The sequence below is a fragment of the Moheibacter lacus genome, assembly GCF_014042165.1.
GTDB classification, from domain to species: Bacteria; Bacteroidota; Bacteroidia; order Flavobacteriales; family Weeksellaceae; genus Moheibacter; species Moheibacter lacus.
In genome coordinates, this window is the sequence record NZ_JACDZE010000001.1 from 1,709,406 (window position 1) to 1,733,541 (window position 24,136).

At 36.9% G+C, this 24,136-nt stretch carries 21 protein-coding genes and 1 other RNA gene; 12 read left to right on the forward strand and 10 right to left on the reverse strand.

The genetic code is table 11. From position 1 onward, the window contains the following. Positions 1–4 precede the first annotated feature (4 nt). The 3 genes from HU137_RS07875 to aroC all read left to right on the forward strand — a co-directional run bounded on the left by HU137_RS07875 (position 5) and on the right by aroC (position 5,173). Entirely contained in the window at positions 5–1,648 is a 1,644-nt protein-coding gene (locus HU137_RS07875) for a glycoside hydrolase family 16 protein (protein WP_182043229.1), read from the forward strand. Between the two features lie 81 nt (positions 1,649–1,729). Then, positions 1,730–4,000: a beta-glucosidase BglX gene (gene bglX, locus HU137_RS07880; protein WP_182043230.1), complete on the forward strand. Its 2,271-nt coding sequence runs from the start codon at positions 1,730–1,732 to the stop codon at positions 3,998–4,000. Between the two features lie 114 nt (positions 4,001–4,114). Continuing rightward, on the forward strand, positions 4,115–5,173 hold the full coding sequence (gene aroC, locus HU137_RS07885) for a chorismate synthase (RefSeq protein WP_182043231.1): 1,059 nt from the start codon (positions 4,115–4,117) through the stop codon (positions 5,171–5,173). Position 5,174: 1 nt separating this feature from the next. Here aroC and HU137_RS07890 read toward each other — a convergent pair whose 3' ends face one another. Continuing rightward, positions 5,175–6,122 carry a LysR substrate-binding domain-containing protein gene (locus HU137_RS07890; protein WP_182043232.1) on the reverse strand — a complete coding sequence of 316 codons (948 nt, stop codon included), beginning with the start codon at positions 6,120–6,122 and terminating at the stop codon, positions 5,175–5,177. Positions 6,123–6,232: 110 nt separating this feature from the next. Between HU137_RS07890 and HU137_RS07895 the strand changes: the two genes are divergently transcribed. Both HU137_RS07895 and HU137_RS07900 read left to right on the forward strand, forming a co-directional pair. After that, the gene (locus tag HU137_RS07895; RefSeq protein ID WP_182043233.1) at positions 6,233–6,709 is read left to right on the forward strand and encodes a Dps family protein; all 477 of its coding nucleotides are present in this window, start codon (positions 6,233–6,235) and stop codon (positions 6,707–6,709) included. 136 nt (positions 6,710–6,845) lie between these two features. Further along, positions 6,846–8,279, forward strand: a complete 1,434-nt coding sequence (locus HU137_RS07900; RefSeq protein ID WP_182043234.1) for a chloride channel protein — start codon at positions 6,846–6,848, stop codon at positions 8,277–8,279. Here the strand turns inward: HU137_RS07900 and HU137_RS07905 are convergent. From HU137_RS07905 to pepT, 4 genes are all read right to left on the reverse strand, one after another. Continuing rightward, positions 8,257–8,991 (reverse strand): M15 family metallopeptidase, encoded by a 735-nt coding sequence (locus tag HU137_RS07905; protein WP_182043235.1) that lies wholly within the window; start codon positions 8,989–8,991, stop codon positions 8,257–8,259. The two genes, HU137_RS07900 and HU137_RS07905, sit on opposite strands and share 23 nt — an antisense overlap. Before the next feature lie 55 nt (positions 8,992–9,046). Then, entirely contained in the window at positions 9,047–9,709 is a 663-nt protein-coding gene (locus HU137_RS07910; protein WP_182043236.1) for a head GIN domain-containing protein, read from the reverse strand. A gap of 43 nt (positions 9,710–9,752) precedes the next feature. Next, positions 9,753–10,628: a DUF6146 family protein gene (locus HU137_RS07915; protein ID WP_182043237.1), complete on the reverse strand. Its 876-nt coding sequence runs from the start codon at positions 10,626–10,628 to the stop codon at positions 9,753–9,755. 94 nt (positions 10,629–10,722) lie between these two features. Continuing rightward, positions 10,723–11,961 carry a peptidase T gene (gene pepT / locus HU137_RS07920; protein ID WP_182043238.1) on the reverse strand — a complete coding sequence of 413 codons (1,239 nt, stop codon included), beginning with the start codon at positions 11,959–11,961 and terminating at the stop codon, positions 10,723–10,725. Positions 11,962–12,024: 63 nt separating this feature from the next. On the opposite strand from pepT, the gene HU137_RS07925 reads away from it, so the two are divergent. From HU137_RS07925 to HU137_RS07935, 3 genes are read left to right on the forward strand one after another with little or no spacing between them, the layout of a single operon-like run. Beyond that, a complete protein-coding gene (locus HU137_RS07925) occupies positions 12,025–12,882 on the forward strand; it encodes a beta/alpha barrel domain-containing protein (protein WP_182043239.1) in 858 nt (285 codons plus the stop codon). 35 nt (positions 12,883–12,917) lie between these two features. Then, on the forward strand, positions 12,918–13,793 hold the full coding sequence (locus HU137_RS07930) for a hypothetical protein (RefSeq protein WP_182043240.1): 876 nt from the start codon (positions 12,918–12,920) through the stop codon (positions 13,791–13,793). Next, positions 13,783–15,144, forward strand: coding sequence for a peptidylprolyl isomerase (locus HU137_RS07935; protein WP_182043241.1), 1,362 nt, complete (start codon positions 13,783–13,785; stop codon positions 15,142–15,144). Before HU137_RS07930 ends, HU137_RS07935 begins: the two co-directional genes overlap by 11 nt. 318 nt (positions 15,145–15,462) lie before the next feature. Here HU137_RS07935 and ftsY read toward each other — a convergent pair whose 3' ends face one another. From ftsY to lnt, 5 genes are all read right to left on the reverse strand, one after another. Further along, complete coding sequence (ftsY, locus tag HU137_RS07940) at positions 15,463–16,419, reverse strand: signal recognition particle-docking protein FtsY (RefSeq protein ID WP_182043242.1); 957 nt, start codon at positions 16,417–16,419, stop codon at positions 15,463–15,465. Between the two features lie 111 nt (positions 16,420–16,530). Next, entirely contained in the window at positions 16,531–16,680 is a 150-nt protein-coding gene (locus tag HU137_RS07945) for a DUF4295 domain-containing protein (protein ID WP_182043243.1), read from the reverse strand. A gap of 9 nt (positions 16,681–16,689) precedes the next feature. Continuing rightward, positions 16,690–16,872 (reverse strand): 50S ribosomal protein L33, encoded by a 183-nt coding sequence (gene rpmG, locus HU137_RS07950; RefSeq protein ID WP_084018523.1) that lies wholly within the window; start codon positions 16,870–16,872, stop codon positions 16,690–16,692. A gap of 11 nt (positions 16,873–16,883) precedes the next feature. Next, positions 16,884–17,120, reverse strand: coding sequence for a 50S ribosomal protein L28 (gene rpmB, locus HU137_RS07955; RefSeq protein WP_182043244.1), 237 nt, complete (start codon positions 17,118–17,120; stop codon positions 16,884–16,886). A gap of 67 nt (positions 17,121–17,187) precedes the next feature. Beyond that, complete coding sequence (gene lnt, locus HU137_RS07960) at positions 17,188–18,849, reverse strand: apolipoprotein N-acyltransferase (RefSeq protein WP_182043245.1); 1,662 nt, start codon at positions 18,847–18,849, stop codon at positions 17,188–17,190. 119 nt (positions 18,850–18,968) lie between these two features. Here lnt and HU137_RS07965 point away from each other — a divergent pair, with 119 nt between their 5' ends. The 4 genes from HU137_RS07965 to yidC all read left to right on the forward strand — a co-directional run bounded on the left by HU137_RS07965 (position 18,969) and on the right by yidC (position 24,135). Further along, on the forward strand, positions 18,969–20,273 hold the full coding sequence (locus HU137_RS07965; RefSeq protein ID WP_182043246.1) for a DUF389 domain-containing protein: 1,305 nt from the start codon (positions 18,969–18,971) through the stop codon (positions 20,271–20,273). 129 nt (positions 20,274–20,402) lie between these two features. Then, positions 20,403–20,501, forward strand: an RNA gene (ffs, locus tag HU137_RS07970) — signal recognition particle sRNA small type. Between the two features lie 129 nt (positions 20,502–20,630). Continuing rightward, positions 20,631–22,280, forward strand: a complete 1,650-nt coding sequence (locus HU137_RS07975) for a CTP synthase (RefSeq protein ID WP_182043247.1) — start codon at positions 20,631–20,633, stop codon at positions 22,278–22,280. Beyond that, the gene (gene yidC, locus HU137_RS07980) at positions 22,258–24,135 is read left to right on the forward strand and encodes a membrane protein insertase YidC (protein ID WP_182043248.1); all 1,878 of its coding nucleotides are present in this window, start codon (positions 22,258–22,260) and stop codon (positions 24,133–24,135) included. Before HU137_RS07975 ends, yidC begins: the two co-directional genes overlap by 23 nt. The last annotated feature ends 1 nt before the right edge of the window (position 24,136 follow it).

The following is a 24,136-nucleotide window of genomic DNA, read 5'->3' on the forward strand; positions in this document are numbered from 1 at the left end:
TCAAATGAAAATTAAACAATATATATTACCATTGATCGTCTTTTTTGGAGGAATTCTTACGCTGAATGGCTGTAATGAAGATGATCCGACCTTTGGCGAAATCATTGCACCATCAAATTTGGCGGTGAATTTTGAGATCCAAAATGTATCTGGAGAATTTCCGGATGGAGATGGAAGCGGAATAGTCAATTTTACGGCAACCGCAGATCATGCGATGAATTTTAAATATTATTTTGGAGACAATACAACCGGATTGACTTCAAACGGAACCATTGCCCATGCATTTGCAATGACTGGTGTAAACACTTATACTGTTACAGTTGTCGCAACAGGAACTGGTGGGACAAGTACAAGTACTACGACCGAAGTAACGGTCTTCAGTAGTTTTTCAGATCCGGAAACCAAAGCATTGCTGACAGGTGGTTCTACAAAAAATTGGTACATCGCAAAAGCATTGCCCGGACATTTAGGATTGGGGCCTATGACTTCGAGTACACAAGACTGGTACAGCGCAGCACCATTTGAAAAAGATGAATGTTTTTACAATGATCTGCTCACTTTTACAGAAGATGCTGATGGCGATGTAACCTATACTTTAAACAACCAAGGTGAAACATTTTTTAATGTATCCTTTTTAAGTGTCGGTGGTGGAAGTGGAAGCGAAGATACCTGTCTTCCTTTTGATACTTCTGGTGTTAAAAATGTAACGCTTTCTTCTGCGACTTCTGGTTTCCCTGAAGATGTATCGACTGGGACGCAGATCATGATTTCTGATGGAGGATTTATGGGTTATTATGTAGGGCAAAGCAATTTTGAAATCATGGAAATTTCAGATGATTATATGTATGTGCGTTTCCAAATGGCTCCTCCGGGAGATACCGGAATTGCTTGGTACATGAAATTCACAACAGATCCAAATGGAGGTGGAGATCCTGGTGGAGGTGATAATGAATTGGAAACAGAATTTACAGATTTGTTTTGGGCAGATGAATTTGACCAAGAAACATTAAACATGGACAATTGGAATTTCGAAATCGGAAACAATAATGGTTGGGGAAATCAGGAATTGCAATATTATACAGAACAAAACACTACGCTTGAAAACGGAATTTTAAGAATTTCTGCAAAAAGAGAAGCCTATGAAGGATTTCAATATACTTCTTCCAGAATCAACACAAAAGATAAATTCAATTTCACACATGGACGCATGGAAGTCCGTGCCAAACTACCACAAGGTGGTGGGACTTGGCCGGCGATTTGGATGTTGGGTTCAACTTTTGACAACGTAGGTTGGCCTGCTTGTGGCGAAATCGATGTGATGGAACATTGGGGAAATGAACCGACAGTCGTCCAAAGTGCACTCCATTTTCCTGGAAATTCCGGAGGAAATGCAGTTGTAGGCATGACAAATGTCGATTCCCTAGAGTCAGCTTTCCATCTCTACACTGTGGAGTGGACCGACGAACACATCCTTTTTGCCATCGATAACATCGTGTACCATGAATTTTCAAACAATCCGGGCATCCCTTTTAATGCACCTTTTTTCATCATTTTAAATGTGGCAATGGGTGGAGCGCTTGGAGGAGAAGTAGATCCAAATTTTCAAGAAGGAACATTTGAAATCGATTATGTGAGAGTGTATCAATAAGCAACAGAATTTAAGTTTTATATCAATTGAGGTGGGTATTTTCATAGCTACCTGCCTCAGTTTTTTCAAAAATTATCATTTATGATAAAAAAAATAATAAAAAAGCCCTTGATCATTTTAGGGGTGATCATTTGTTCCAACACTTTATTGGCCCAGAAAAAATCAACGGAAGAGAAGATTGATTCTTTGTTGAGTTTGATGACCCTGGAAGAAAAAATAGGTCAAATGGTTCAATACAGCGCCTCTTGGGACGTGACCGGTCCGGCCAATGACAGTTACAACCAAAATAAATTGGATAACTTAAAAAATGGGTTGGTAGGTTCGATGTTGAATGTAACAGGGGTAAAAAACACAAGAGAAGCGCAACGACTCAATATGGAAAATTCGAGATTGAAAATACCATTGTTGTTTGCTTATGATGTGATTCATGGTTATAAAACCATTTTTCCTGTTCCGCTGGGAGAAAGTGCAAGTTGGGATCTGGAAATCATGGAGTTGACAGCGAGAGTCGCAGCAAGAGAATCTGCAGCTTCGGGAATTGGGTGGACTTTTTCACCGATGATCGACGTTTCTCGTGATGCAAGATGGGGAAGGATCATGGAAGGTTCAGGTGAAGACCCTTATTTAACTTCTTTAATTGGTGTAGCAAAAATCAAAGGATATCAAGGCGATGATTTATCGCATCCAACTTCTATTGCGGCTTGTGCCAAACATTTTGCAGGATATGGTTTTGCTGAATCAGGGAAGGATTATAATACCGTAAACATTGGGATTCATGAATTGAACAATTCCATTTTACCGCCTTTTAAAGCTGCTTCAGAAGCTGGTGTCGCCACTTTTATGAATTCATTTAATGAGTTGGATGGAATTCCTGCCACTGCCAATTCTTATCTTCAACGTGATTTGTTAAAAGGCGAATGGAATTTTCAAGGTCTGATGGTTTCGGATTGGGGTTCTATCGCCGAATTGATTAATCATGGTTATGCCAAAGACAAATTTCAAGCCGGAGAATTGGCACTAAAAGCAGGAAGTGATATGGACATGGAAGGTGCTATTTATGAGAATTCATTGAAGGAATTGGTTCAAAATAAAGTCATCGATATTAAGTTGGTCGATGATGCTGTGAAGAGAATTCTTCGGGTGAAATTCCAATTGGGATTATTTGACGATCCTTATAAATATTGTGACGAAGAATTAGAGAAAAATGAATTGTATTCGTCAGAAAACCAAGAAGTAGCACTAGATGCAGCAAAGAAATCCATTGTTTTGTTAAAAAATGATAAACAAATTTTACCGATTTCCGGTGATGTGAAATCTATCGCAGTAATCGGACCACTTGCAGATGATAAAGATTCTCCTTTAGGAAATTGGCGTGGACAAGCTGTGCCCAATTCTGCTGTTTCAGTGCTGGAAGGAATTAAAAATCATGCCCCGAAATCTGTCAAAATCCGATACGCAAAAGGAGCAGATTTATCGATTGGAGAAAGAAGTTTCTTGAAACCGATGACGATAAACCAGACCGATACATCAGGTTTTGAAAAGGCCATCAATTTGGCTGAAAAATCAGATTTGGTGATTTTAGTAGTGGGTGAAGATGCTTATCAGTCAGGCGAAGCTAGAAGTCAGACCGACATCGGTTTTGCAGGTGTACAAAACGAATTGATCGAAGCCATCTACAAAGCCAATCCAAATGTCGTCATGGTTTTGATGAATGGTCGTCCGATGGATTTGACTTGGAGTGATCAACATATTCCGGCAATTTTGGAAACTTGGTTGTTGGGTTCCCAACATGGGAATGCAGTCGGAGAAGTGCTTTTTGGGAAATACAATCCTTCCGGGAAATTGACCGCTTCATTTCCAAGAAACGTAGGACAACTTCCGCTTTATTACAATTACAAACAAACAGGTCGCGGAAATGAAATTCCTGATGTGACCTATGCTTCTTATCGGGATTCAAAAAGAGATGCATTGTATCCGTTTGGATTTGGGTTGAGTTATACTGAATTCGAATATGGGAAAATCAAATTGTCCCAAGAAAAATTCTCAAAAGGAGAAAGCATTCAAATTTCAATTGACGTAAAAAATACAGGAAAAGTAAAAGGAGAAGAAGTGGTTCAAATGTACTTACAGGATTTGTTTGGGAGTGTTACCAGACCTATCAAAGAGCTAAAAGGATTTGAGAAAATAACTTTAAACCCGGGTGAAACCAAAACGGTTACCTTTAAAATTGATGAAAAAACCATAGAATTTTTTACTGCCAATCAAAAATGGGAAGCTGAAAAAGGAGAATTTAAAATTTACATCGGAACAAATTCTAGAGACCTGCAAAATACCTCGTGCTTTTATCAATAATTCTTCAATTTGTTTTATGAATCGAGATGATTTTCTCGGAAATGGCCGAATGATGTGTGTTCGGTCATTTTTTATGCCTTGATTTTCCATACTTTTGTTTTTATAAATAGCAGCATGAATACATTTGGTCGAATTTTCAGGTTAACAACATTTGGAGAAAGTCATGGGAAAGTGATAGGTGGAGTAATCGATGGATGTCCTGCCGGAATCAAATTGGATTTTGAAAAAATTCAACACGAACTCGATCGTCGCAAACCCGGTCAATCCAAAATCGTCACTCAACGCAAAGAAAGCGATACGGTTCAATTCCTTTCCGGAATTTTTGAAGGAAAAACGACTGGAGCATCCATCGGGTTTTTAATCGAAAATGAAAATCAAAAGTCCAAAGATTATGGTCATATTGAAGAAATATTTCGACCATCGCATGCCGATTTTACGTATCAGAAGAAATACGGAATCCGCGATCATAGAGGAGGAGGGAGGACTTCAGCTCGTGAAACTGCCAATTGGGTAGTAGGTGGAGCTGTAGCCAAACAAATACTTTCCGATATTAAAATCAATGCTTACGTTTCATCGGTCGGAGATTTATTTTTAGAAAAACCTTACCAGGATTTGGATTTTAATCAAACGGAATCCAATATCGTTCGCTGTCCGGATCAAGAAGTTGCAGCGCAAATGATTGAAAAAATTGAAAAAGTAAGAAAATCAGGTGATACCATCGGTGGAACGGTTACATGTGTGATTCAAAATGTGCCTATTGGTTGGGGAGAACCTATTTTTGATAAACTACATGCAAGATTAGGTCAAGCCATGTTGGGTATCAATGCAGTAAAAGGATTTGAATATGGGAGTGGTTTTTGTGGAGCGAAAATGAAAGGTTCCGAACACAATGATTTGTTCAATGTAGATGGAACGACAAAATCCAATCTTTCTGGTGGTATCCAAGGAGGCATTTCAAACGGAATGGATATTTATTTCCGGGTTGCATTTAAACCGGTAGCAACCATCATGCAGGAACAAGAAACCATAAACTCAAAAGGAGAATTGGTTCAAATGCATGGAAAAGGAAGACATGATCCTTGTGTCGTTCCGCGTGCTGTGCCGATTGTGGAAGCTTTAGCTGCAATGGTTTTGACCGATTTTAATTTTCTGCAAAACTCCAAAACGTTTTAATTTATGCCGGCAAACTGATCAATGGTGAAGTCACATTATCCGTTTTTTCCAAAAAGATTTTTCCGCGTAAAACACTTTGAATGGTTTTGGATAAATTTTCTTCAAATGATTTTCGTAGGTTGGATTGATGATAGACCAAACTTACTTCACGTGTGGGTGCAGGATCTTTAAAATAACGGATGTTTTTCTGGTATTCTTTTGGTAAATCTTCGGCTTGCATACTTGGCAAAAGCGTCATTCCATATCCTTCGTTTGCCAATTTTACCAAAGTATCCAAACTTCCACTGTCTAATTTCACCGGTTGTGATTTTAATTTAGCAGGTTCGCAAAGACTCAAAACATTGTTTCGGAAACAATGACCTTCTTTGAGAACCAATAAATCATCAATATCCAAATCGGAAGTTTCGATTTGTTTTTTGGAATGGTAGGCATGAGAAGCAGGGACATAGCCGACCATCGGTTCATAATAAAGTACTTTTTCTATGATTTGATGTTCAAATAAAGGTGTCACGACAATTCCGAAATCCAAACTTCCATCCTGAAGTTGGGCGATGATTTCGTCTGTTTGCAATTCTCGGATGATGAGATTGGCTTTTGGATATGCTTTTTGAAAAGTTTTATAAAATAAAGGAATCAGTGTGGGTAAAACCGTTGGAATCACGCCGATTTTAAAATCGCCTTCGAGTTGGCCTTTTTCCTCAAAAACCAATTGGGACATTTTTCCGGATTCTCTTAAAATGGTTTTGGCTTGATCCACTACCTTTTCGCCAATTTTTGTAAGTTTAATAGGATGGACACTTCGGTCAAAAATTTCGATTTCTAACTCTTTTTCTAACTTTTGAATCTGCATGCTTAAAGTGGGTTGAGTCACAAAAGATTTGTCTGCAGCCAAAGTGAAATTTTTATATTCTGCTACCGCTAAAACGTATTCCAGTTGTACAAGAGTCATGTATAAATATTTTCAATAAAGGTATTGAATTAATCGAAAATTTTTATCCAAAATGGTATGATTTTCGTTATATTTCTATAAATTTAAATTAATACTTAAAACAAAATAAAATGAAAGTTTCAACCATTGGATTAAAAAATTCAACATCAAAAGAATTATCAGAAGATTTGAATGTGTTATTGGCCAATCTTCAGGTTTATTATCAGAATTTAAGAGGAGTACACTGGAACATCAAAGGGGAACAATTTTTTCAATTGCACCCGAAATTTGAAGAATTGTATTTGGATGCGCAGGAAAAAGTAGATCTAGTTGCAGAAAGAATTTTAACGCTTGGCGCAACACCTTTACATACTTTTGAAGATTACGTTGCCAAATCTTCTGTGAAAGTTGGGAAAAATGTATCGGAAACTGAGAAATCAGTTCAATTGGTTTTAGATTCGATTCAAGAATTATTAAAAATAGAAAGACAAATACTGGATCGTTCAGCGGAATTGGATGATGAAGGAACCAACTCGATGATGAGTGATTTTATTTCTTTTCAAGAAAAAACAGCTTGGATGCTTAATGCATTTTTAGGAGGAAAATAATAATTATTCAGATAAAAGTTAGTAAAAACCCTGTTTGGAAACCCTGCAGGGTTTTATTTTAAATTGAACTTTATAAAATTTGACCAACCAAAGCGTATTGCTTACATTCGCTTTTTAAATTTATGCTTTCCAATTCATGCCCAAATTAAAGTTCAAACACAAAAGAATTTTGGCAAAAATCCGACATAACCGTTGGGTACAAACGATCACTTATTTCGGGCATTATTATTATGAAAAGTCAGTTGAAACCAATAGCAGTTTAAAAAAGCAGTTTTTTCAATCTTTGCCTTTTTTATTTGCTGCGGCCATCACAGGTTTGGTGGCGGTTTTATATGCTTTGCTTTTTAATTATGCAGAACATTTGTCGTTTTATATTTTGGATCTAAATCCTTATTTGATTTTTATAGTTGCACCGATTTGTTTCTTGTTTTCCTGGTGGGTAACGAAGAAATATTCGCCCAATTCAAAAGGAAGTGGAATCCCGCAAGTGATGAGTGTGATGGAATTAAAAAACCATCAAAAGGGACATGCCTCCAAATTATTGGGTTTGAAAATCATTTTTTTTAAAATCATATCGAGTTGTATAAAAGTTGTGGGAGGCGGAATTTCAGGGAGAGAAGGCCCAACCATTCAGATCGCTTCTTCCATATTTTATTTGGTTCATAAATATTTACCAAAATGGTGGGAACCGATTTCCCAAAAAAACATGTTGATTGCAGGTGCTTCATCGGGACTGGCAGCGGCTTTCAATACGCCTTTGGGTGGAATTATTTTTGCGATTGAAGAATTATCCAAATTCCACATCAAATATTACAAATCACCACTTTTCATCGCAGTGATCATCGCCGGTTTGACGGCTCAGGGATTGACCGGGCCTTATTTGTATTTGGGTTATCCAAAGGTTTCTGCATCAGGTTTTAAGGTAGTTTTGGCGGTATTACTGGTTACGATCGTTTGCGGTTATTTCGGAAGCAGGATGTGTGTGGTGATATTCAAGGTCATGGGATTTTTCAAGAGAATTAAGAAATTGAAATTTCAGGCTTTATTTGTTGTGGTATCCGGTTTATTTGTTGCCGCTTTCATTTATTGGATGGGCGTTGATGCGATGGGTTCAGGGAAAGAAATCATCGAAACCAGATTGTTTACGGACAATAAACATGTCGAATGGTACTTGCCGTTTGTGCGGATGAATGGACTGATTGCTTCATTTAGTTTCGGTGGAGCAGGAGGTGTTTTTGCACCATCGCTCAGTGCAGGAGCCAGTTTCGGAGCATTAACGGCTCAGCTTTTAGATTTTACCGGACAAAATGCCAATTTGATCATCTTAATCGGGATGACGGCTTTCTTGACTGGAGTGACCCGAGCTCCTTTTACTTCTGCGATCATCGTTTTTGAAATGACCGACAGACATAGTGTGATATTTTATTTATTGCTAGGCGCTATTCTGGCCAATATCATTGCCAGTTTGGTGGATAAAAAGTCCTTTTATGAACGGCTAAAAGACAATTATTTGGAAGAGATTTCAGAAAAGGAAAAATCCAGTACGTTTACACCAAAAGTGCAGGATTGATATCCAAAATGTTTTCACGTTTATACTTTTCTACAAATTCATCGGTAAAATTTTCACTTCCCATCAATTTGTTTCCTTGAAGTATCTTTTTGATATCCAACTCTTTGTATTCTTTTAGCATTCTTGTGGCAATGGGTTTGTACGTAAAATGCCATGGTTCATACGCAAATCCTTTTCTGTTGGGATCATTTGTGTACACTAGATAAAATCCAAAATTCTCCGTATTTTGATCCAACCAGAGTTTAAATTTCCGCATACGGCCACCTTCGTTAAAATGAACTTCACTTAAAGGATTGGAAGGAATGCCTTTTGTAGCATCGATGATGTCCAAATCGGTCCCCCAATGGTGACGTGAAGTTCCCGGAATGGTGCTGTATTCGATGATTTTTGCAATTGTTTTTTCATGCGAAAGTCCTTGGTTTCGGTAGTTTTTGTATTTCCGCTCCCAAATTCCGTTTTGGTGGGTATAACTTCTGTAACTTGATATGACATGGATGTTGAAACCACTTTCTTTGGCAGCAATTCGCATCATATTGAATTGAAGAAAAGCTTCATTTCGCAATTTAAAATCGTCTCCCAGTAGAATGGGTTTTCCTTTTCCAATCAATTCATCCTCAGAGAATTCGTTAAAAATCGAATAATTAAATTTTGGGTTGAGGATAATTAATCCGCCCATTAAAGATGATTTTTTCAGAAATTCTCTACGCTGCATCTTTTTTTGAATAAAGTTTAAATTATTAATTCACACACTCAACCACTAGGAACTGTCAGTGAATATGAATTTTTCCTCCTGCCAGAGTTTGCTGTGCTACTTCAGCACCGCCAAATATATGAATATTTCCTCCGGCTCTGGTTTTGGCATCTACTGTTTTTGTAGCAAGAACTTTGGCTTCGCCACCAGCGTTAACCGTGACTTCTGTGGTCGAGGTTTCCAGTTTTTGACCATCATAATTTCCACCGGAATTGGAAACAACTTTTTGATAATCAGCTGTTCCGTTTGTGATGATTCGACCTCCGGTATTGGTTTTAACTTCCAAATCATTTACATCGATGGTCAATAGGATTTCAGCTCCTTCTTTTGCGTTCAATATTAATTGATCAACCGAAATCGTATTTTCAGCTGTGATCATTGAACCTTCGTTGGCATGAATTTCATTTAATCCGATATACTTTAGCGTCACTCGAACATCTTCTCCACGTAAAAAATCATCAGTTTTCATCCTGATTTTCAGTTGATTGTTTTTGGAGATGACTTCAACATCGTTTGCTTTTGGTCCTTCAATTAAAATCGAATTAACATCTGATTTTACAAGTTTTACGGGAATTTTGTCGTAGACTTCTACAAAATTAAATTCGCCTAAATCTTGTTTGATTTGCGCAAAAGTGAAACTCGAAAAGACCGCAAAAAGAAGGATGATCATTGATTTCATTTGAATTGTTTTGATTCAATTCAGACAAAGATCAGACCAATTCTTAACTGAAGCGGATGGAATGTTTTTCTTCCATGAATTTGAAAAATTGATACAATTTGTATTCGAAATCTAATCCGTAATATGTTTGCGAATCATAATCAATCGGCAATTCATAGATTTCCGGATTTCCGCTGATGACTCGTTGGTTCCAAACCGAAACGTAACGTTGATTTTTATTTTGTAAATAACTCAAAGAATAAGTTTTGGCAGAAGGTTGCATCGCTAAAAATGATTCGTAACCTAAATCGAGAACTTCGAGGTCGTAAGGATTTTTTTTAATTTCTAATTCTTCTAAATATTTATTTGTTTGGATGATGATTACGCCATTTCTACCGTTGCTACCATAAATGGCTGTTGCCTCCGAATCTTTTAAAACAATGATATTAGCAATTTCATTTGCACTAATTTCATCTAACGAATAATTTATTTTTTTCGAAACACCATCAACCACATATAAAGGTTCTCCTTTTCGTGTATCCTTTGAAGGTAACCCACATCTAATATAAATGGGTTGTGAAGAAGAAGTAATATTTTTTATTCCAGGAACAGTTCCACTAAGAACTTCTTTTATGTTTGATGAATCAGTTTTCTTTTTCAAAATTATCTCTATCACCCCATTTTTTCCTTCGTCACCATATTTTTCAATTGCTTTTTCGCCTTTCAACACGTTGATTGATTCGATTTCATCCGGATTTATTTTTTCAACTTCAGATTCCTGAATTAATTTCCCTTCCACGAAATACAATGGTTTTGTCGAAGGCGAGGAAGGCTGAACTTCTGTTCCGATTTTACCTGATGATTTTTCATCCAAACGCAAACTGTCTTGCTGCGCAAAAGCAATTGCCGGAATTAATAAAAGGAAAATTAATTTTTTCATAAAATTCAATTTTGAAATTGAAAGATAAGAAAATATCCTAAAAACGTAGAGACGCGATGCATCGCGTCTCTACCATAATTTATTTGAAAATTTTTTAGTCTTTTTCCGCAACCAATTCTCCGATTCTAACGATAACTTCCACCGCTTTTTCCATCGATTCAAGTGGAACGAATTCAAAAGGTCCGTGGAAATTATGTCCGCCCGCAAAAATATTTGGACAAGGCAATCCCATAAAACTTAGTCGGGAACCATCCGTTCCACCACGGATTGGTTTGATATTTGGCGTAACTCCAACGTCTTTCAATGCTTGTTCTGCGATTTCTACGGATTGGAATTTTTCTTTGACCTTTTCAATCATGTTGAAATATTGGTCTTTCATATCCAATTCGATTCTATGATCTCCATATTCAGCTTTCATTTCATCGGTAATTTCTTGGATCAATGCTTTTCTGGCTTTGAATTGTTCCATATCGTGATCGCGGATGATGTATTGGATTTCCGCTTCTGATACGTTTCCTTCCATTTTGGTCAAATGAAAAAATCCTTCACGACCGTCGGTCAATTCCGGAACTTCGTCTTCCGGCAATTGGGCTGCGAATTCTCTTGCGAGTGTGTTCGCATTTACCATTTGGTTTTTTGCATAACCGGGATGGACGCTTTTTCCGTGGAATTTGATGTGCGCATAAGCCGCATTGAAATTTTCATATTCTAATTCGCCGATTTCACTTCCGTCCATCGTATAGGCCCATTCTGCCCCAAATTTTTCTACATTAAAGAAATCCGCTCCGCGTCCAACTTCTTCGTCCGGTGTAAATCCAACGGCGATTTTTCCGTGTTTGATTTCAGGATGCGCCACCAAATATTCCATTGCAGTAACGATTTCGGCCACGCCGGCTTTGTCATCTGCACCGAGCAAAGTCGTTCCGTCAGTTGAAATGATGGTTTGGCCTTTGTATTGTTTCAATTCCGGGAATTCTTCCGGACTCAATTTCATTTTTTCGTTTAAAATGATTTCGCCTCCGTCATAATTTTCCGTGATGATTGGTTTTACGTTTTCTCCTGAAAAATCAGGTGAAGTATCAAAATGCGAAACAAAACCGATGGTGGGTACTTTTTTGTCCAAATTGGAAGGCAAAGTTCCCATGACATAAGCATTATCATCGATGGTAACATTTTCCAATCCTATGGATTTTAATTCTTCAAAAAGATATTTTGCGATGTCCCATTGTCTTTCAGAACTTGGGAATTCTTCTACGAAGGGAATGCTTTCCGAATAAAAGCTTACATATTTCAGAAATCGTGTTTTGAGTTTATCACTCCAGATTTTTTCCATTGCATCAAATTTTTTGGTAAAAGTAGGAAAATCTATATCTTTCAACCGCAAAACAGTTCAAAAATGAGTGAAAAGATCAAAATTGTGGATTGTCCCCGAGATGCGATGCAGGGCATGCATGATTTTATTTCGACTGATGATAAAATAGATCATTTGGTTAAATTATTGAAAGTAGGATTTGACAGGATAGATTGCGGTAGTTTTGTTTCGCCTAAAATCATTCCTCAAATGTCTGATACAAAAGAGGTTCTTGAAGCGGTGAAAGATTTGGTTTCTAATTCTAAATTGTCTGTTATTGTAGCGAGTGAAGGAGGAGCTGAAAGAGCTGTACAGCACACCAATGTTGATTATTTGGGATTTCCTTTTTCGATTTCGGAGCAATTTCAAAAAGACAATACGCACAAATCAAGAGAAGAAGCTTTTCAAAGTATTTTGAATATTTCAAAAATGATTGAAAACACCGGAAAGGAATTGTTGATTTATTTTTCAATGGCTTTTGGGAATCCTTATGGTGAAGAATGGGATGTGGAATTAGTAAAAGATTGGGCGGCTAGATTTTCAGATATTGGGATAAAAAATATCAATCTTTCAGACACGACTTCTGTTGCAGATCCAAAGGATGTAGAAGAATTGTTCCATAATTTGATCGAAAAATATCCTCAAATTGAGTTTGGTGCGCATTTTCATTCCACCTATAATGAATGGTTTCCAAAAGTGGATGCAGCTTTTCAGAATGGTTGTAGAAGATTTGATGGCGCCATAAAAGGATTTGGTGGTTGTCCGATGGCCAAAAGTGATTTGATAGGCAATACGCCTACTGAAAAATTGATTTCTTATGCAGAGTCAGTTGGTGCTCATCATGGATTGAATTTGTTTGCTTTTGAGTCGGCCTATAATTCTGCATTAAAAGTAATGGGTTGACCATAATGAATGGAAAAATATTTCGTTAAAGGAAGATGGAAAGAGTGAAAGTTAAGATTGGGACACTTTTGGTATTGAGTGTTTTAGTTGGTTGTAAAGGGAAGTTGGATTTTTCAAAGAAAAAAGCGGAGGATGAGAAGGTTATCGTACAATTTGGGGAACATTTTCTTACCGATCGGGACATCAGATTGATCTTGCCAAAGGACATTTCGAAAGATGATAGTACAAAGCTTGTGAATACTTACATAGAGGAATGGGTGAAGAAAAAAGCAATCGTAGACAAAGCTGAAGACAATATCGATGAATTGACCTTAAAAGAAATTGACAATAAAATGGTGGAATACCGTCAGGATTTGTTGATCAATGCATATAATAATTATTTGATAGAAAAAAACCTTACCGACTCTGTTTCTGATGCAGAAGTTCTTGCGTATTTTGAAGAAAATAAAGAGAGTTTTCCATTGATCAAAGACGTTGTGAGGTATAGGGCAGTTACGGTTATGAAATCAGATGAAGACAGAGTGAATCGGTTGTTTAATTCGGGAAGGGATGAAGATTTTGATGAAGTGATGAAAGTAGTTTTGACTTCCGGAACACCTTTTCATGACAAGGATAGCATTTGGTATTCGACAGATGTTTTACAAGGTCATTTTCCGGAATTGGTAGAAGGTGACAATTATAGTCAGTTGATGAACAGAAGGAGATTGAAAATTTCAAATGATTCCACAGTAACCTTTATCAGAATTCTTAATTTAAAGCCAAAAGGAGAAAAAGCGCCTTATGAATTTGTTAAACCTACGATAAAAAATCTTATACTTAACAAAAGAAAGTTAAATTTGCTCGGCGATTTACAAAATCAATTGTATAAAGAAGCCATCCATAATAATCAAATAAAAATCAATGAAAATTAAATTGTATGTTCTTTTATCGGTTTTTAGTACTTTATCCGTTTTGGTAAGTGCTCAACCGACTCAAAACAATCCTTCAGGCCAATTGAAATTAGATGGAGTTGCAGCGGTAGTAGGTGGCGAAGTGATTTTGGACTCCGATATCGAGCGAGATTATGTTCAAGCCAAAATGCAAGGATATGAAGTCGAGAACGAGTGTGACTTTCTAGAAAACATATTGGTAGACAAATTATTATTGACCAAAGCAAAAGAAGATACTTTGGTTATCATCACCAACGACCAAGTAGAAAGAAGAGTAGATGGAACTATCCAGCGATTTTTAACCCAAGGAAGTGAAAAAGAAATTCTAGAGTATTTTGGTTATACCACGATGCCTGAATTCAGACAAGAACTGGTAGGCATCATGCGTGATCAGGCTTTTGCAGAACGCAAACAAGAGTTGATTACACAAGGAATGGATGCTACTCCTGAAGAAGTTCGTACATTTTATGAACAGTACAGCAGTGAATTACCAGATATTCCTGAAGAAGTAAGTTTGGACCATATCGTGGTTTATCCGGAAATTTCTCCGGAGAACGAACAAAAAGTCATCGATGATTTAGCAGGATATAAAAAAGAAATCGAAGAGGGAGCCAGTTTTGCGACCAAAGCCATTTTGTATTCAAATGACCCTGGGTCATCATCCAATGGAGGTTTGATTGAGAACGTAAAAAGAGGACAAATGGTTCCTGAATTTGATGCAGTTGTTTTTAATCTGCAAGAAGGTGAAATTTCAGATCCATTTAAAACCGAATTTGGTTACCATATTGCACAATTAGAAAAAAGAAGAGGACAAGAATTGGACATTCGTCATATTTTGGTTCAATTAAAACCTACTCCGGAAGAAATTGCAATTACACGTCAAAAATTGGATTCCATCATTTTAAAGGTAGAAACAGGAGAAATGACATTCAAAGAAGCTGCATTTCGCTATTCGGTTGATAAGTATACGAAATTCAATGGAGGAAGATTGGTAGACAATAGCTCCGGAGAAGATAAAATGGATCGCACCAAGTTACCAGCCAATGTTCAGGCAGCTATTTCCGGTTTAGAAGATGGGGAAATTTCGCAGCCATTTGAAGATGAATTTCAGCGTCAACCAGTTTTGCGTGTTATCAAACTTCAACAAACCATTCCTGCTCATAAAATCAATATAGAAGCGGATTATGCTCGTTTGAAAAATCTTACCATCAACACCAAAAGACAAGAAACAGTCATGAAATGGGTGGGAGAGCAGATCAATGATACCTTTATTACCATCGATTCAGATTACGATAAATGTGATTTTAGATTGAATTGGAGAAAGACGGAATAAATTCCAAATTTTAACAATAATAAAAGAAACATCTGCTTGAAGTAGGTGTTTTTTTTTGGATTAAATTATTGGATAAAAAAAGGGGGTTTTTCCCCTTTTTTTTGAGGAAAATACCTCTTAAAATTATAAATATAAACGTCTAATTTTGTGGGAGTTATTAATGATGATTAGTAATTGTATTTTCTTTAGTGTGTGTAAAATAATATAAAACTCAATTGCTAAACTAATCTACTTAACAACTGATTAACCTTACCTCCCTTCCGGAATCTCTACTTTCGGAAGGTTTTTTTTATCAATAATTGCTGATTTTTATTTGGATTATTTCCCAAAAAAGCTGTCGACAAATTCAAATTTGTCAAATGGCTGAAGGTCGTTCATTCCTTCTCCTACGCCGATGTACTTTACAGGAATTTGAAATTGATCAGAGATACCGATGACAACTCCTCCTTTTGCAGTTCCGTCTAGTTTGGTTACGGCGAGCGCAGAAACTTCGGTAGCTTGGGTAAATTGTTTGGCTTGTTCAAAGGCATTTTGACCGGTAGAACCATCGAGGACCAAAAGTACTTCATGTGGCGCATCTGGATAGACTTTTTGCATCACACGCTTGATTTTGGACAATTCGTTCATTAAATTGATTTTGTTGTGCAAACGTCCTGCGGTATCGATGAGAACGACGTCTGCGTTTTGCGCTTTGGCAGATTGTAGCGTATCAAAGGCAACGGAAGCTGGGTCAGATCCCATGGCTTGTTTCACAATCGGAACGCCGACTCTTTCTGACCAAATGACCAATTGATCTACGGCAGCAGCCCGAAATGTGTCTGCAGCTCCGAGAACGACATTTTTCCCATCTTGTTTGAATTGATGTGCGAGTTTCCCAATTGTCGTGGTTTTCCCGACACCATTTACGCCTACTACCATGATGACATAAGGATCGCTTTGCTGTGGGATTTCGTAACCTTTGGCGTCAGAGGAATTGTTTTCAGAAAGCAATCCGGCGATTTCTTCACGTAGGATTTGGTTGAGCTCATTTGTACCGACATATTTATCACGTGCGACACGTTCTTCTATGCGTTTGATGATTTTTAAGGTGGTTTCAACGCCGACATCTGAGGTGATCAGAACTTCTTCCAAATTGTCCAGAACATCATCGTCTACTTTTGATTTTCCGGCAACGGATCGGCTTAATTTGTCAAAGAAAGATTGTTTGGATTTTTCCAATCCTTCATCCAACTTTTCTTTGCTTTCTTTTCCTAATATTTTTTTGAACCAGCTCAACTTTCTTTCTTTTTATTTCACAAAGATACAAGATTGTTAGAATAAAAAAAGGTCACAAAATGCGACCTAAAACCTTTAAAATTTATGTACAAATACTATTGTATCATGTTTTTATTTAAAAAAGTCGTTTACGCTGTCAGCATTTACAACTTTCTCGTCAAAATAGTAAGCACCAGTTTTTGGAGACTTTACCATTTTGATAACCTTCGTCATTTTTTTGGATGCACCTGTTTGTAAGGTTGCTACGGTCTTCTTTGCCATGGTTTACTATTATTTGATTTCTTTATGTACAGTATATTTCTTCAAAACAGGATTGAATTTTTTCAACTCAATTCTATCTGGAGTGTTCTTTTTGTTTTTCGTCGTGATATAACGAGACATTCCCGGCATACCGCTTTCTTTGTGTTCAGTACATTCAAGTATTACTTGTACTCTGTTTCCTTTCTTTGCCATGATGAATAGAATTAATCGATTAATCCGTTTTTACGTCCGCGTTTAACAGCTTCTTCAATACCTATCTTGTTGATGGTTTTCAACCCGTGAGCAGATACTTTTAAAGTGATCCACTCTCCAGTTTCAGGCATGAAGAATTTCTTCTTAAACAAGTTTACTTCAAACGTACGTTTTGTTTTATTGTTTGCATGAGAAACATTGTTTCCCACCATTCTTTTCTTTCCTGTGATTTGACAAATTCTTGACATTTGTTCGTGATTTTTTTCGGACTGCAAAGATAGGAATTTAATTTTCAGAAAAACAATACTTTCTGCATTAAATTTTATTTTTCTTTTTCTGCCAATTTAAAATTTGCATCGCAACCGTATAGCCTATCAAAATTCCTGCGATCAATAATGCGATTCTAGCCAGATAATCTCCATGTTTTGAATAAAATGTCAATTCATTGTTCAATTGGGCTTTGCCAATTAAAGCACCTTGTTTTTCATAGGCCAATGAAGAGGTAATTTCACCTTTTTGATTAATGAATCCTGAAATTCCTGAATTGGCTGAACGGACGATGTCACGCCGATTTTCTATCGCTCTCAAATTTCCAAATAACAACAATTCTCTATGTCCGTCCGAATCTCCCCACCAACTATCATTGGTCATGATAAACAAAATATTGGCGCCATTTCGTACATATCCTGTGGTGAAATCTCCATAAATGGATTCATAGCAAATGATGGGTGCGACGACAGCATTATTAAATGAATTTTTAAATACTGTTCGCTGTTCTTGTGTCAAATGCGTTCTGACCGTTCCGCCAAAATTCATCATTAAATCACCTAAAATGGGTTTTAAAATGCTCATATAAGGAAAATGTTCAACGCCGACCACCAATTTGGATTTATGGTAATATTGAATAGAATCTTTTTGGTTCAATTGAATAGCAGAATTCGTGACATCATACAACATATCTGTATTCCCAAATCGGGAAGCAGTTTTGGTAGCAAATTTTTCATAAGGATAAAAACGCATCAACTCAACGCCAGAGACAAATGTCATTTCAGGATACCGGATGAAATTGGATTGAAATTGTTGAAGCAAATAATCTGCTTCCAATTTGTCGATGTTCAAACCCGGGCCAGAACCCGGAAATGCCGTTTCGGGAGCTACTACGAAATCTACTTTGGGTTGCATGTTTTGATGGGTCATTTGAATCAATTCATTGACAATTTCAAATGAACTTTTGTTGTATTTCTCTGTATAAGGATTTAACTCCGGTTGCAAAACCATCGCCGTAATTTCTTCTCCTTTTTCTTCGTATGAATTGTATATCCAATAAGAAATCCCAATCGGAATTCCTATCCAAAGCACCGTAAACAGAATCAATTTGTTTCGAAATTTCTTTTCTTTTAAATTCAAAAAACCATACAAATAATAAAATATGATGAGATTTCCGACCAAAATCCAAAGCGTTCCGCCAAAGGTTCCGGTGAATTCATACCATTGGACCCATTTTGGGAAATTAGCAAAACCATTTCCTAAATTGAACCAAGGCCAAGTCATTTCCCAATTGAGGTGGAATTTTTCAAAACTCATCCAAATTACCGGGAAAAATGGAATGCCATAAAAATTTCCGGCTTTGGATTTTACCCAATGGTAAAGTTGAAATACAAGACTCATCAAAAGAGAATTGGCGAATACAGGGAATAAATAAGCGGTCCACGAATTCTGCCACTGCCCATCTGAATTTAATTCCTGCGCATAATGCAACCACCAAATGCCGATCGCATTCCAAATGAAAAATGCCAAATAAGACAAGCCAAAGAGTTTTAGTCCTTTCCTTTTGGTGTCTACTTGTTGGGCAATTTTATTTTCTATGAACAATAAGGGAACGAATCCTACAAATAATATTAAAGGGAAACCCTTGGAAGGCCATCCAAAAGCCAATAATAGCCCGGATAGAATAGCTAAAAGTATATATCGAAACATTTTTCAAAGGTAAAGGCTTGGATGGAGATATTCAAAGGATAATTTTAATCATCTGTTATTTTATAGAAATTGTAAATTTGTCGTTTTTGGATAACCAACATTAATCATTTGATTTCATTATGACTTTTAGAAATAAGGTTTTGCGATTTGTTTCCTTACATGCAGGTGAGGAGGATCGAAAAAAGGTTTATGAAAATGTCCGATCCGGAATTTCATTCCGTGGTTCCAATTTATGGATTTTGGCGTGTGCTATCGTTATAGCGTCTGTCGGTCTGAATGTAAATTCGACTGCAGTCATAATCGGTGCCATGTTAATTTCCCCTTTGATGGGACCGATCGTCGGTGCCGGATTTGCATTGGGGACTTATAATTTTGATTTATTGAAAAAATCCATGCGCAACTTGTTGATTTCAACTGTTGTAGGTCTTGGTGTCTCGGCGATATACTTTTTCATTAGTCCTTTTAAAGAAACCCAGTCCGAACTTTTAGCTCGAACAGCACCTAATATTTATGATGTGATGATTGCATTTTTTGGTGGGATTGTCGGTGTGATTGCCATCACCAGAGTGGAGAAAGGAAATCCGATTCCGGGTGTGGCGATTGCTACGGCCTTGATGCCACCACTCTGTACGGCAGGATATGGTTTGGCGATCGGGAATTTTTATTATTTCCTAGGTGCTTTTTATCTGTATACGATCAATTGTTTTTTTATCTGCATCGCTACCTTTTTGATTATCAAATATTTAAAATACCAACCGGTTGAGATTTTAAATCCAAAAAGGTCGAAATTGATCCGAAATTGGATTTCATTTATTATCATCATCATGATTGTTCCGAGTTTTTATTTGGCTTATAATTTATACCAGCAAAGATCTTTTGATGATAATGTCAATAAATTTATAAATGAAGAATTCAACAACAACGGTTATACAGTCATTTATAAAAAGACCAATTTCAATTCTGCACCAAAAAAAATAGAAGTGGCGACGTTAACGAAGCGATTTGACAGTGCGCAAATTGTCCAATTAAATCAAAGGTTACAAGACTACGGTTTGAGTCAAACCGAATTGGTCATTCGTCAAGATGAAATCGATTTGAAATCTGAAATTTTAAGTGAACTCAATACCCAGCAAAATGTAGTATCTGAAAAAGATTTGATCATCACCAACTTACAAAAGGAACTGTCCGTCTATAAGTTTGATAATATTACCATTTTGCATGAAATTGAAATTCTGTTTCCGGAAATGAAAAACCTTTCAATAGGTAGGCAAATAACCGAAACTGAGTCGGATAGCGCGTTTATAGAGACCGTTGTGATTTTTAATTCGGAAGAGGAAACTGAAGAAAACGAAGTCAAATTAAAAAAATGGCTTGAACAGAAACTTTCACTCAAAAATGTGGTGGTCATCAATCGGGGTCAATAATGAATTTATTTCATTCTAAGAGCCTGTTTGAAATTTAAATTGGCTCTAAGTTAACGAGTTAAAGAAGTTGAATTATTTTTAAGTTAAATTATCTTGCATAAACAGAATAAATGTTTTTACCTTTGCAGCGGGCAAGTCCTACACAACCAGCTCCTGTTGAATCCTCCAGGACGGGAACGTAGCAAAGGTATACGGTCGTAGCGGTGTGATGTAGGTCGCTTGCCTTTTTTTATTTCCTATAATTTATAATCTAAATTTTACGGGAAATTAATGAGGAAAATCTTTTTTTCTAATTGGAATTCAAGAGGAGAAACTCAATAATTTGTCGTAGTTTTGCACCCATTGAATTTGAAATCAATGAAACCAGAATCTGCAAAATACATCTTTGTTACCGGTGGTGTAACTTCTTCACTCGGTAAAGGAATTGTCGCTTCTTCTCTTGGAATGTTATTACAAGCTAGAGGCTATTCAGTAACCATTCAAAAACTGGATCCTTATTTAAATGTTGATCCGGGGACTTTAAACCCTTATGAACATGGTGAATGTTATGTGACCGAAGATGGAGCAGAAACCGATCTGGACTTAGGACACTATGAGCGTTTTTTAAACAGAACGACTTCACAAGCCAATAATGTTACCACAGGTAGAATCTACCAAACGGTAATCGAAAAAGAACGAAGAGGTGATTATTTAGGTAAAACCGTTCAGATCGTTCCACATATCACCAACGAAATCAAAAGACGCATCAAACTACTTGGAAGTAGTGGGAAATATGATATCATCATTACGGAAATAGGAGGTACTGTCGGTGATATTGAATCATTGCCTTATATAGAAAGTGTACGTCAGATGATTTGGGATTTGGGAGAACAAAATTCCATGGTCATTCATTTGACTTTGGTGCCATATTTGGCAGCCAGTGGCGAATTGAAAACCAAACCCACACAGCATTCCGTTCGTCAATTGATGGAGAGTGGAATTAGAGCAGATGTTCTGGTAACGAGAACAGAACACCATTTGCCAAAAGATGTGAAAGAGAAATTGGCACTTTTTTGTAATGTAAAGAAACAAAATGTAATCGAAAGCATAGATGCTGAGTCTATCTATGATGTTCCTGTTTTATTGCATGACCAACAGTTTGATGAAGTGGTGCTGGAAACTTTAGATTTGCCGACTGCAAAAGAACCTGAATTAGAAAAATGGAAAAATTTCCTCGAACGTCATAAAAATCCATCCAATCAAGTCGAAATCGCATTGGTTGGGAAATATACTTCTCTTCAGGATTCTTATAAATCCATTTCAGAGGCTTTGACTCATGCGGGAGCAGAAGCAGATACCGGCGTTAAAGTACGTTGGGTTTATTCTGGTGATTTGTCTGAAGAAAACATCGGTGAAAAACTCAAAGGTGTAGGCGGGATTTTAATCGCTCCGGGATTTGGAGACAGAGGAATCGAAGGAAAAGTAATCGCAGCCAATTATGCGCGAAGAAATAAAATTCCAACTTTTGGAATCTGTTTAGGGATGCAAATCATGGTCATTGAATTTGCTAGAAACGTATTGGGACTGGAAAATGCAGATACTACTGAAATCAATTCCCAAACTGAACATCCTGTGATCAATTTAATGGAAGGACAGAAAAACGTAACCCACAAAGGTGGAACCATGCGTTTAGGGAACTGGAATTGTCAGTTGGAACCATCCTCCCAAACCTATGAAATCTACGGTGAAGAATTGATCCAAGAACGTCATCGTCATCGTTATGAATTTAATAATGAATACCTTGATAGTTTTGTAAATGAGCAGTTTATGCCGGTGGGTAAAAATCCAGATACAGGACTTGTCGAGATTTTAGAATACAAAAACTTACCTTTTTATATAGGTGTTCAATTTCACCCCGAATACAGAAGTACGGTTGCCAATCCGCATCCGCTGTTTGTGAAATTTATAGAAGCCGCCTTAATGCAAAAACAAAACGAATTGATTCATGCAACAAGAAAGAAAATTTGATAAAAACACCTTAGTTGCTTTACTCTTAATGGGATTGATGTTGATGGGGTATTTTTATCTCAATCAACCTTCTGAAGAAGATTTAAAGGAACGCGAAAAACAAGAGCAATTAGCCAAAGAAAATAGCCAGAAAGCAATCGATAGCATTGCTTCTGTTCAGAAAACAGATTCCTTAAATGCAAAAAAGGATTCGATCATCGTTCTTGCTGAAGCCAAAGATTTTGAAACGGAAAATGAAAAATTTCAAGTGAAATTTTCCGGAAAAGGAGGTGGGATTTCTCAATTGTTATTAAAAGAATATTCAGCATTTGATGCATATGCAACCGACCATAAACAGCCACTTTATTTGGTTAAAGATGGTAACAATGATTTCAATTTAAAATTTAAAGACAAATCTGGAAAGGAAATCAATACGGCTGATTTGTCATTCTCACCAACTGTTCAAAAGTTAGATTCTACCACGATCGTATCCATGAGAGCTCCGGTAGTTGGTGGTGATATTAATTTTGTTTATACAATTGGAACCAATTATACGATTGGTTTTGAAGTGAAATCAAATGGTATCCACCAATTGACCAATGATAAAAATTTGGAAATCAATTGGAATTTGAAATCTTCTTCCATCGAAAAAGGAAAACAACAAGAGCAATACTGGGCGCAAACTTATTTCCGATTCAAAGGAACGGATGACGTTGAATATGAATTATTTGGTGCTGACGAATGGGACGAAAAGGAAAGCGTCGATTGGATTGCATTTAAACAGCAGTTTTTCTCATCCATTCTTTCATTTGACGAAGGATTCCATTCTCCAAAAGGTGGATCAGTTGTGATCGATGAAGAAGTAGATCCTTTGCATAGTAAAGATTATCATTTTACAGCTTTGATGCCAATTTCCGGTAGCGAGTTAAATTATAAAATGCAATGGGATTTCGTTCCATTGGATTATCGACTATTGGCGCATGATCAATACGAAGGAAAGAATTTCGATGAAATCATTCCATTTGGTTGGGGAATTTTGGGATGGATCAACAAGCATTTCTTTTTGAATATTTTCCAATGGTTGGCAAAATTAGGAATGAGTTATGGTTGGGTGATTTTCTTGATGACCATCGTCGTGAAATTGGTTTTGTCACCTGTCATGTACAAACAGTACCGACAAAGTGCAATGATGCGGGTTTTGCGTCCGGAATTAAACGAAATTAACGATAAACACAAAGGTCAGGACAATGCGATGAAACGTCAACAAGCGACCATGGAACTTTATCGAAAAGCAGGTGTAAATCCACTCTCGGGATGTTTGCCGGCTTTGATTCAGATTCCGATTTTCTATGCTTTGTTCCGATTTTTTCCAAATATCATTGACTTGCGAGGAAAGCCATTTCTTTGGGCAGAAGATTTGACGGCTTATGATTCACCGATTCCTTTACCGGACTGGGTGCCGTTTATGGATAATCACATCAGTATTTTTGCGTTGTCCTATATCATTGCGATGGTGGTTTACTTTAAAGTTTCCGGTTCTATGGAAAGTTTTAACCAGCCACCACAAGAAGGAATGCCTGATATGCGCATGATGAAATACATGATGTACCTGATGCCTGTGTTTTTCTTTGTATTCTTAAACAGTTATGCTTCCGGTCTTTCTTGGTATTATTTGGTGTCCAACGTGATCAACATCGGAATCGTGATATTCATAAAAAATGTGATGATCGATGACAAAAAGATCCATGAAAAAATTCAGGAGAACAAAGCAAAACCGAAGAAACAAAGCAAATGGGGTGCGAAAATGTCCCAATTGATGGAGCAAGCACAAGAAGCCCAAAAACAACAAGAAGCGCTGAAAAAGAAAAGAAAGTAAA

Bases quoted from the DNA above. Each gene is read 5' to 3' on its own strand.
- HU137_RS07930 (WP_182043240.1), top strand. From the start codon at position 12,918: ATGGAAAGAGTGAAAGTTAAGATTGGGACACTTTTGGTATTGAGTGTT.
- HU137_RS07910 (WP_182043236.1), bottom strand. From the start codon at position 9,709: ATGAAATCAATGATCATCCTTCTTTTTGCGGTCTTTTCGAGTTTCACT.
- HU137_RS07965 (WP_182043246.1), top strand. From the start codon at position 18,969: ATGACTTTTAGAAATAAGGTTTTGCGATTTGTTTCCTTACATGCAGGT.
- HU137_RS07875 (WP_182043229.1), top strand. From the start codon at position 5: ATGAAAATTAAACAATATATATTACCATTGATCGTCTTTTTTGGAGGA.
- HU137_RS07945 (WP_182043243.1), bottom strand. From the start codon at position 16,680: ATGGCAAAGAAGACCGTAGCAACCTTACAAACAGGTGCATCCAAAAAA.
- rpmG (WP_084018523.1), bottom strand. From the start codon at position 16,872: ATGGCAAAGAAAGGAAACAGAGTACAAGTAATACTTGAATGTACTGAA.
- aroC (WP_182043231.1), top strand. From the start codon at position 4,115: ATGAATACATTTGGTCGAATTTTCAGGTTAACAACATTTGGAGAAAGT.
- rpmB (WP_182043244.1), bottom strand. From the start codon at position 17,120: ATGTCAAGAATTTGTCAAATCACAGGAAAGAAAAGAATGGTGGGAAAC.
- HU137_RS07905 (WP_182043235.1), bottom strand. From the start codon at position 8,991: ATGCAGCGTAGAGAATTTCTGAAAAAATCATCTTTAATGGGCGGATTA.
- bglX (WP_182043230.1), top strand. From the start codon at position 1,730: ATGATAAAAAAAATAATAAAAAAGCCCTTGATCATTTTAGGGGTGATC.
- HU137_RS07935 (WP_182043241.1), top strand. From the start codon at position 13,783: ATGAAAATTAAATTGTATGTTCTTTTATCGGTTTTTAGTACTTTATCC.
- yidC (WP_182043248.1), top strand. From the start codon at position 22,258: ATGCAACAAGAAAGAAAATTTGATAAAAACACCTTAGTTGCTTTACTC.
- HU137_RS07915 (WP_182043237.1), bottom strand. From the start codon at position 10,628: ATGAAAAAATTAATTTTCCTTTTATTAATTCCGGCAATTGCTTTTGCG.
- HU137_RS07925 (WP_182043239.1), top strand. From the start codon at position 12,025: ATGAGTGAAAAGATCAAAATTGTGGATTGTCCCCGAGATGCGATGCAG.
- pepT (WP_182043238.1), bottom strand. From the start codon at position 11,961: ATGGAAAAAATCTGGAGTGATAAACTCAAAACACGATTTCTGAAATAT.
- lnt (WP_182043245.1), bottom strand. From the start codon at position 18,849: ATGTTTCGATATATACTTTTAGCTATTCTATCCGGGCTATTATTGGCT.
- HU137_RS07975 (WP_182043247.1), top strand. From the start codon at position 20,631: ATGAAACCAGAATCTGCAAAATACATCTTTGTTACCGGTGGTGTAACT.
- HU137_RS07900 (WP_182043234.1), top strand. From the start codon at position 6,846: ATGCCCAAATTAAAGTTCAAACACAAAAGAATTTTGGCAAAAATCCGA.
- HU137_RS07895 (WP_182043233.1), top strand. From the start codon at position 6,233: ATGAAAGTTTCAACCATTGGATTAAAAAATTCAACATCAAAAGAATTA.
- HU137_RS07890 (WP_182043232.1), bottom strand. From the start codon at position 6,122: ATGACTCTTGTACAACTGGAATACGTTTTAGCGGTAGCAGAATATAAA.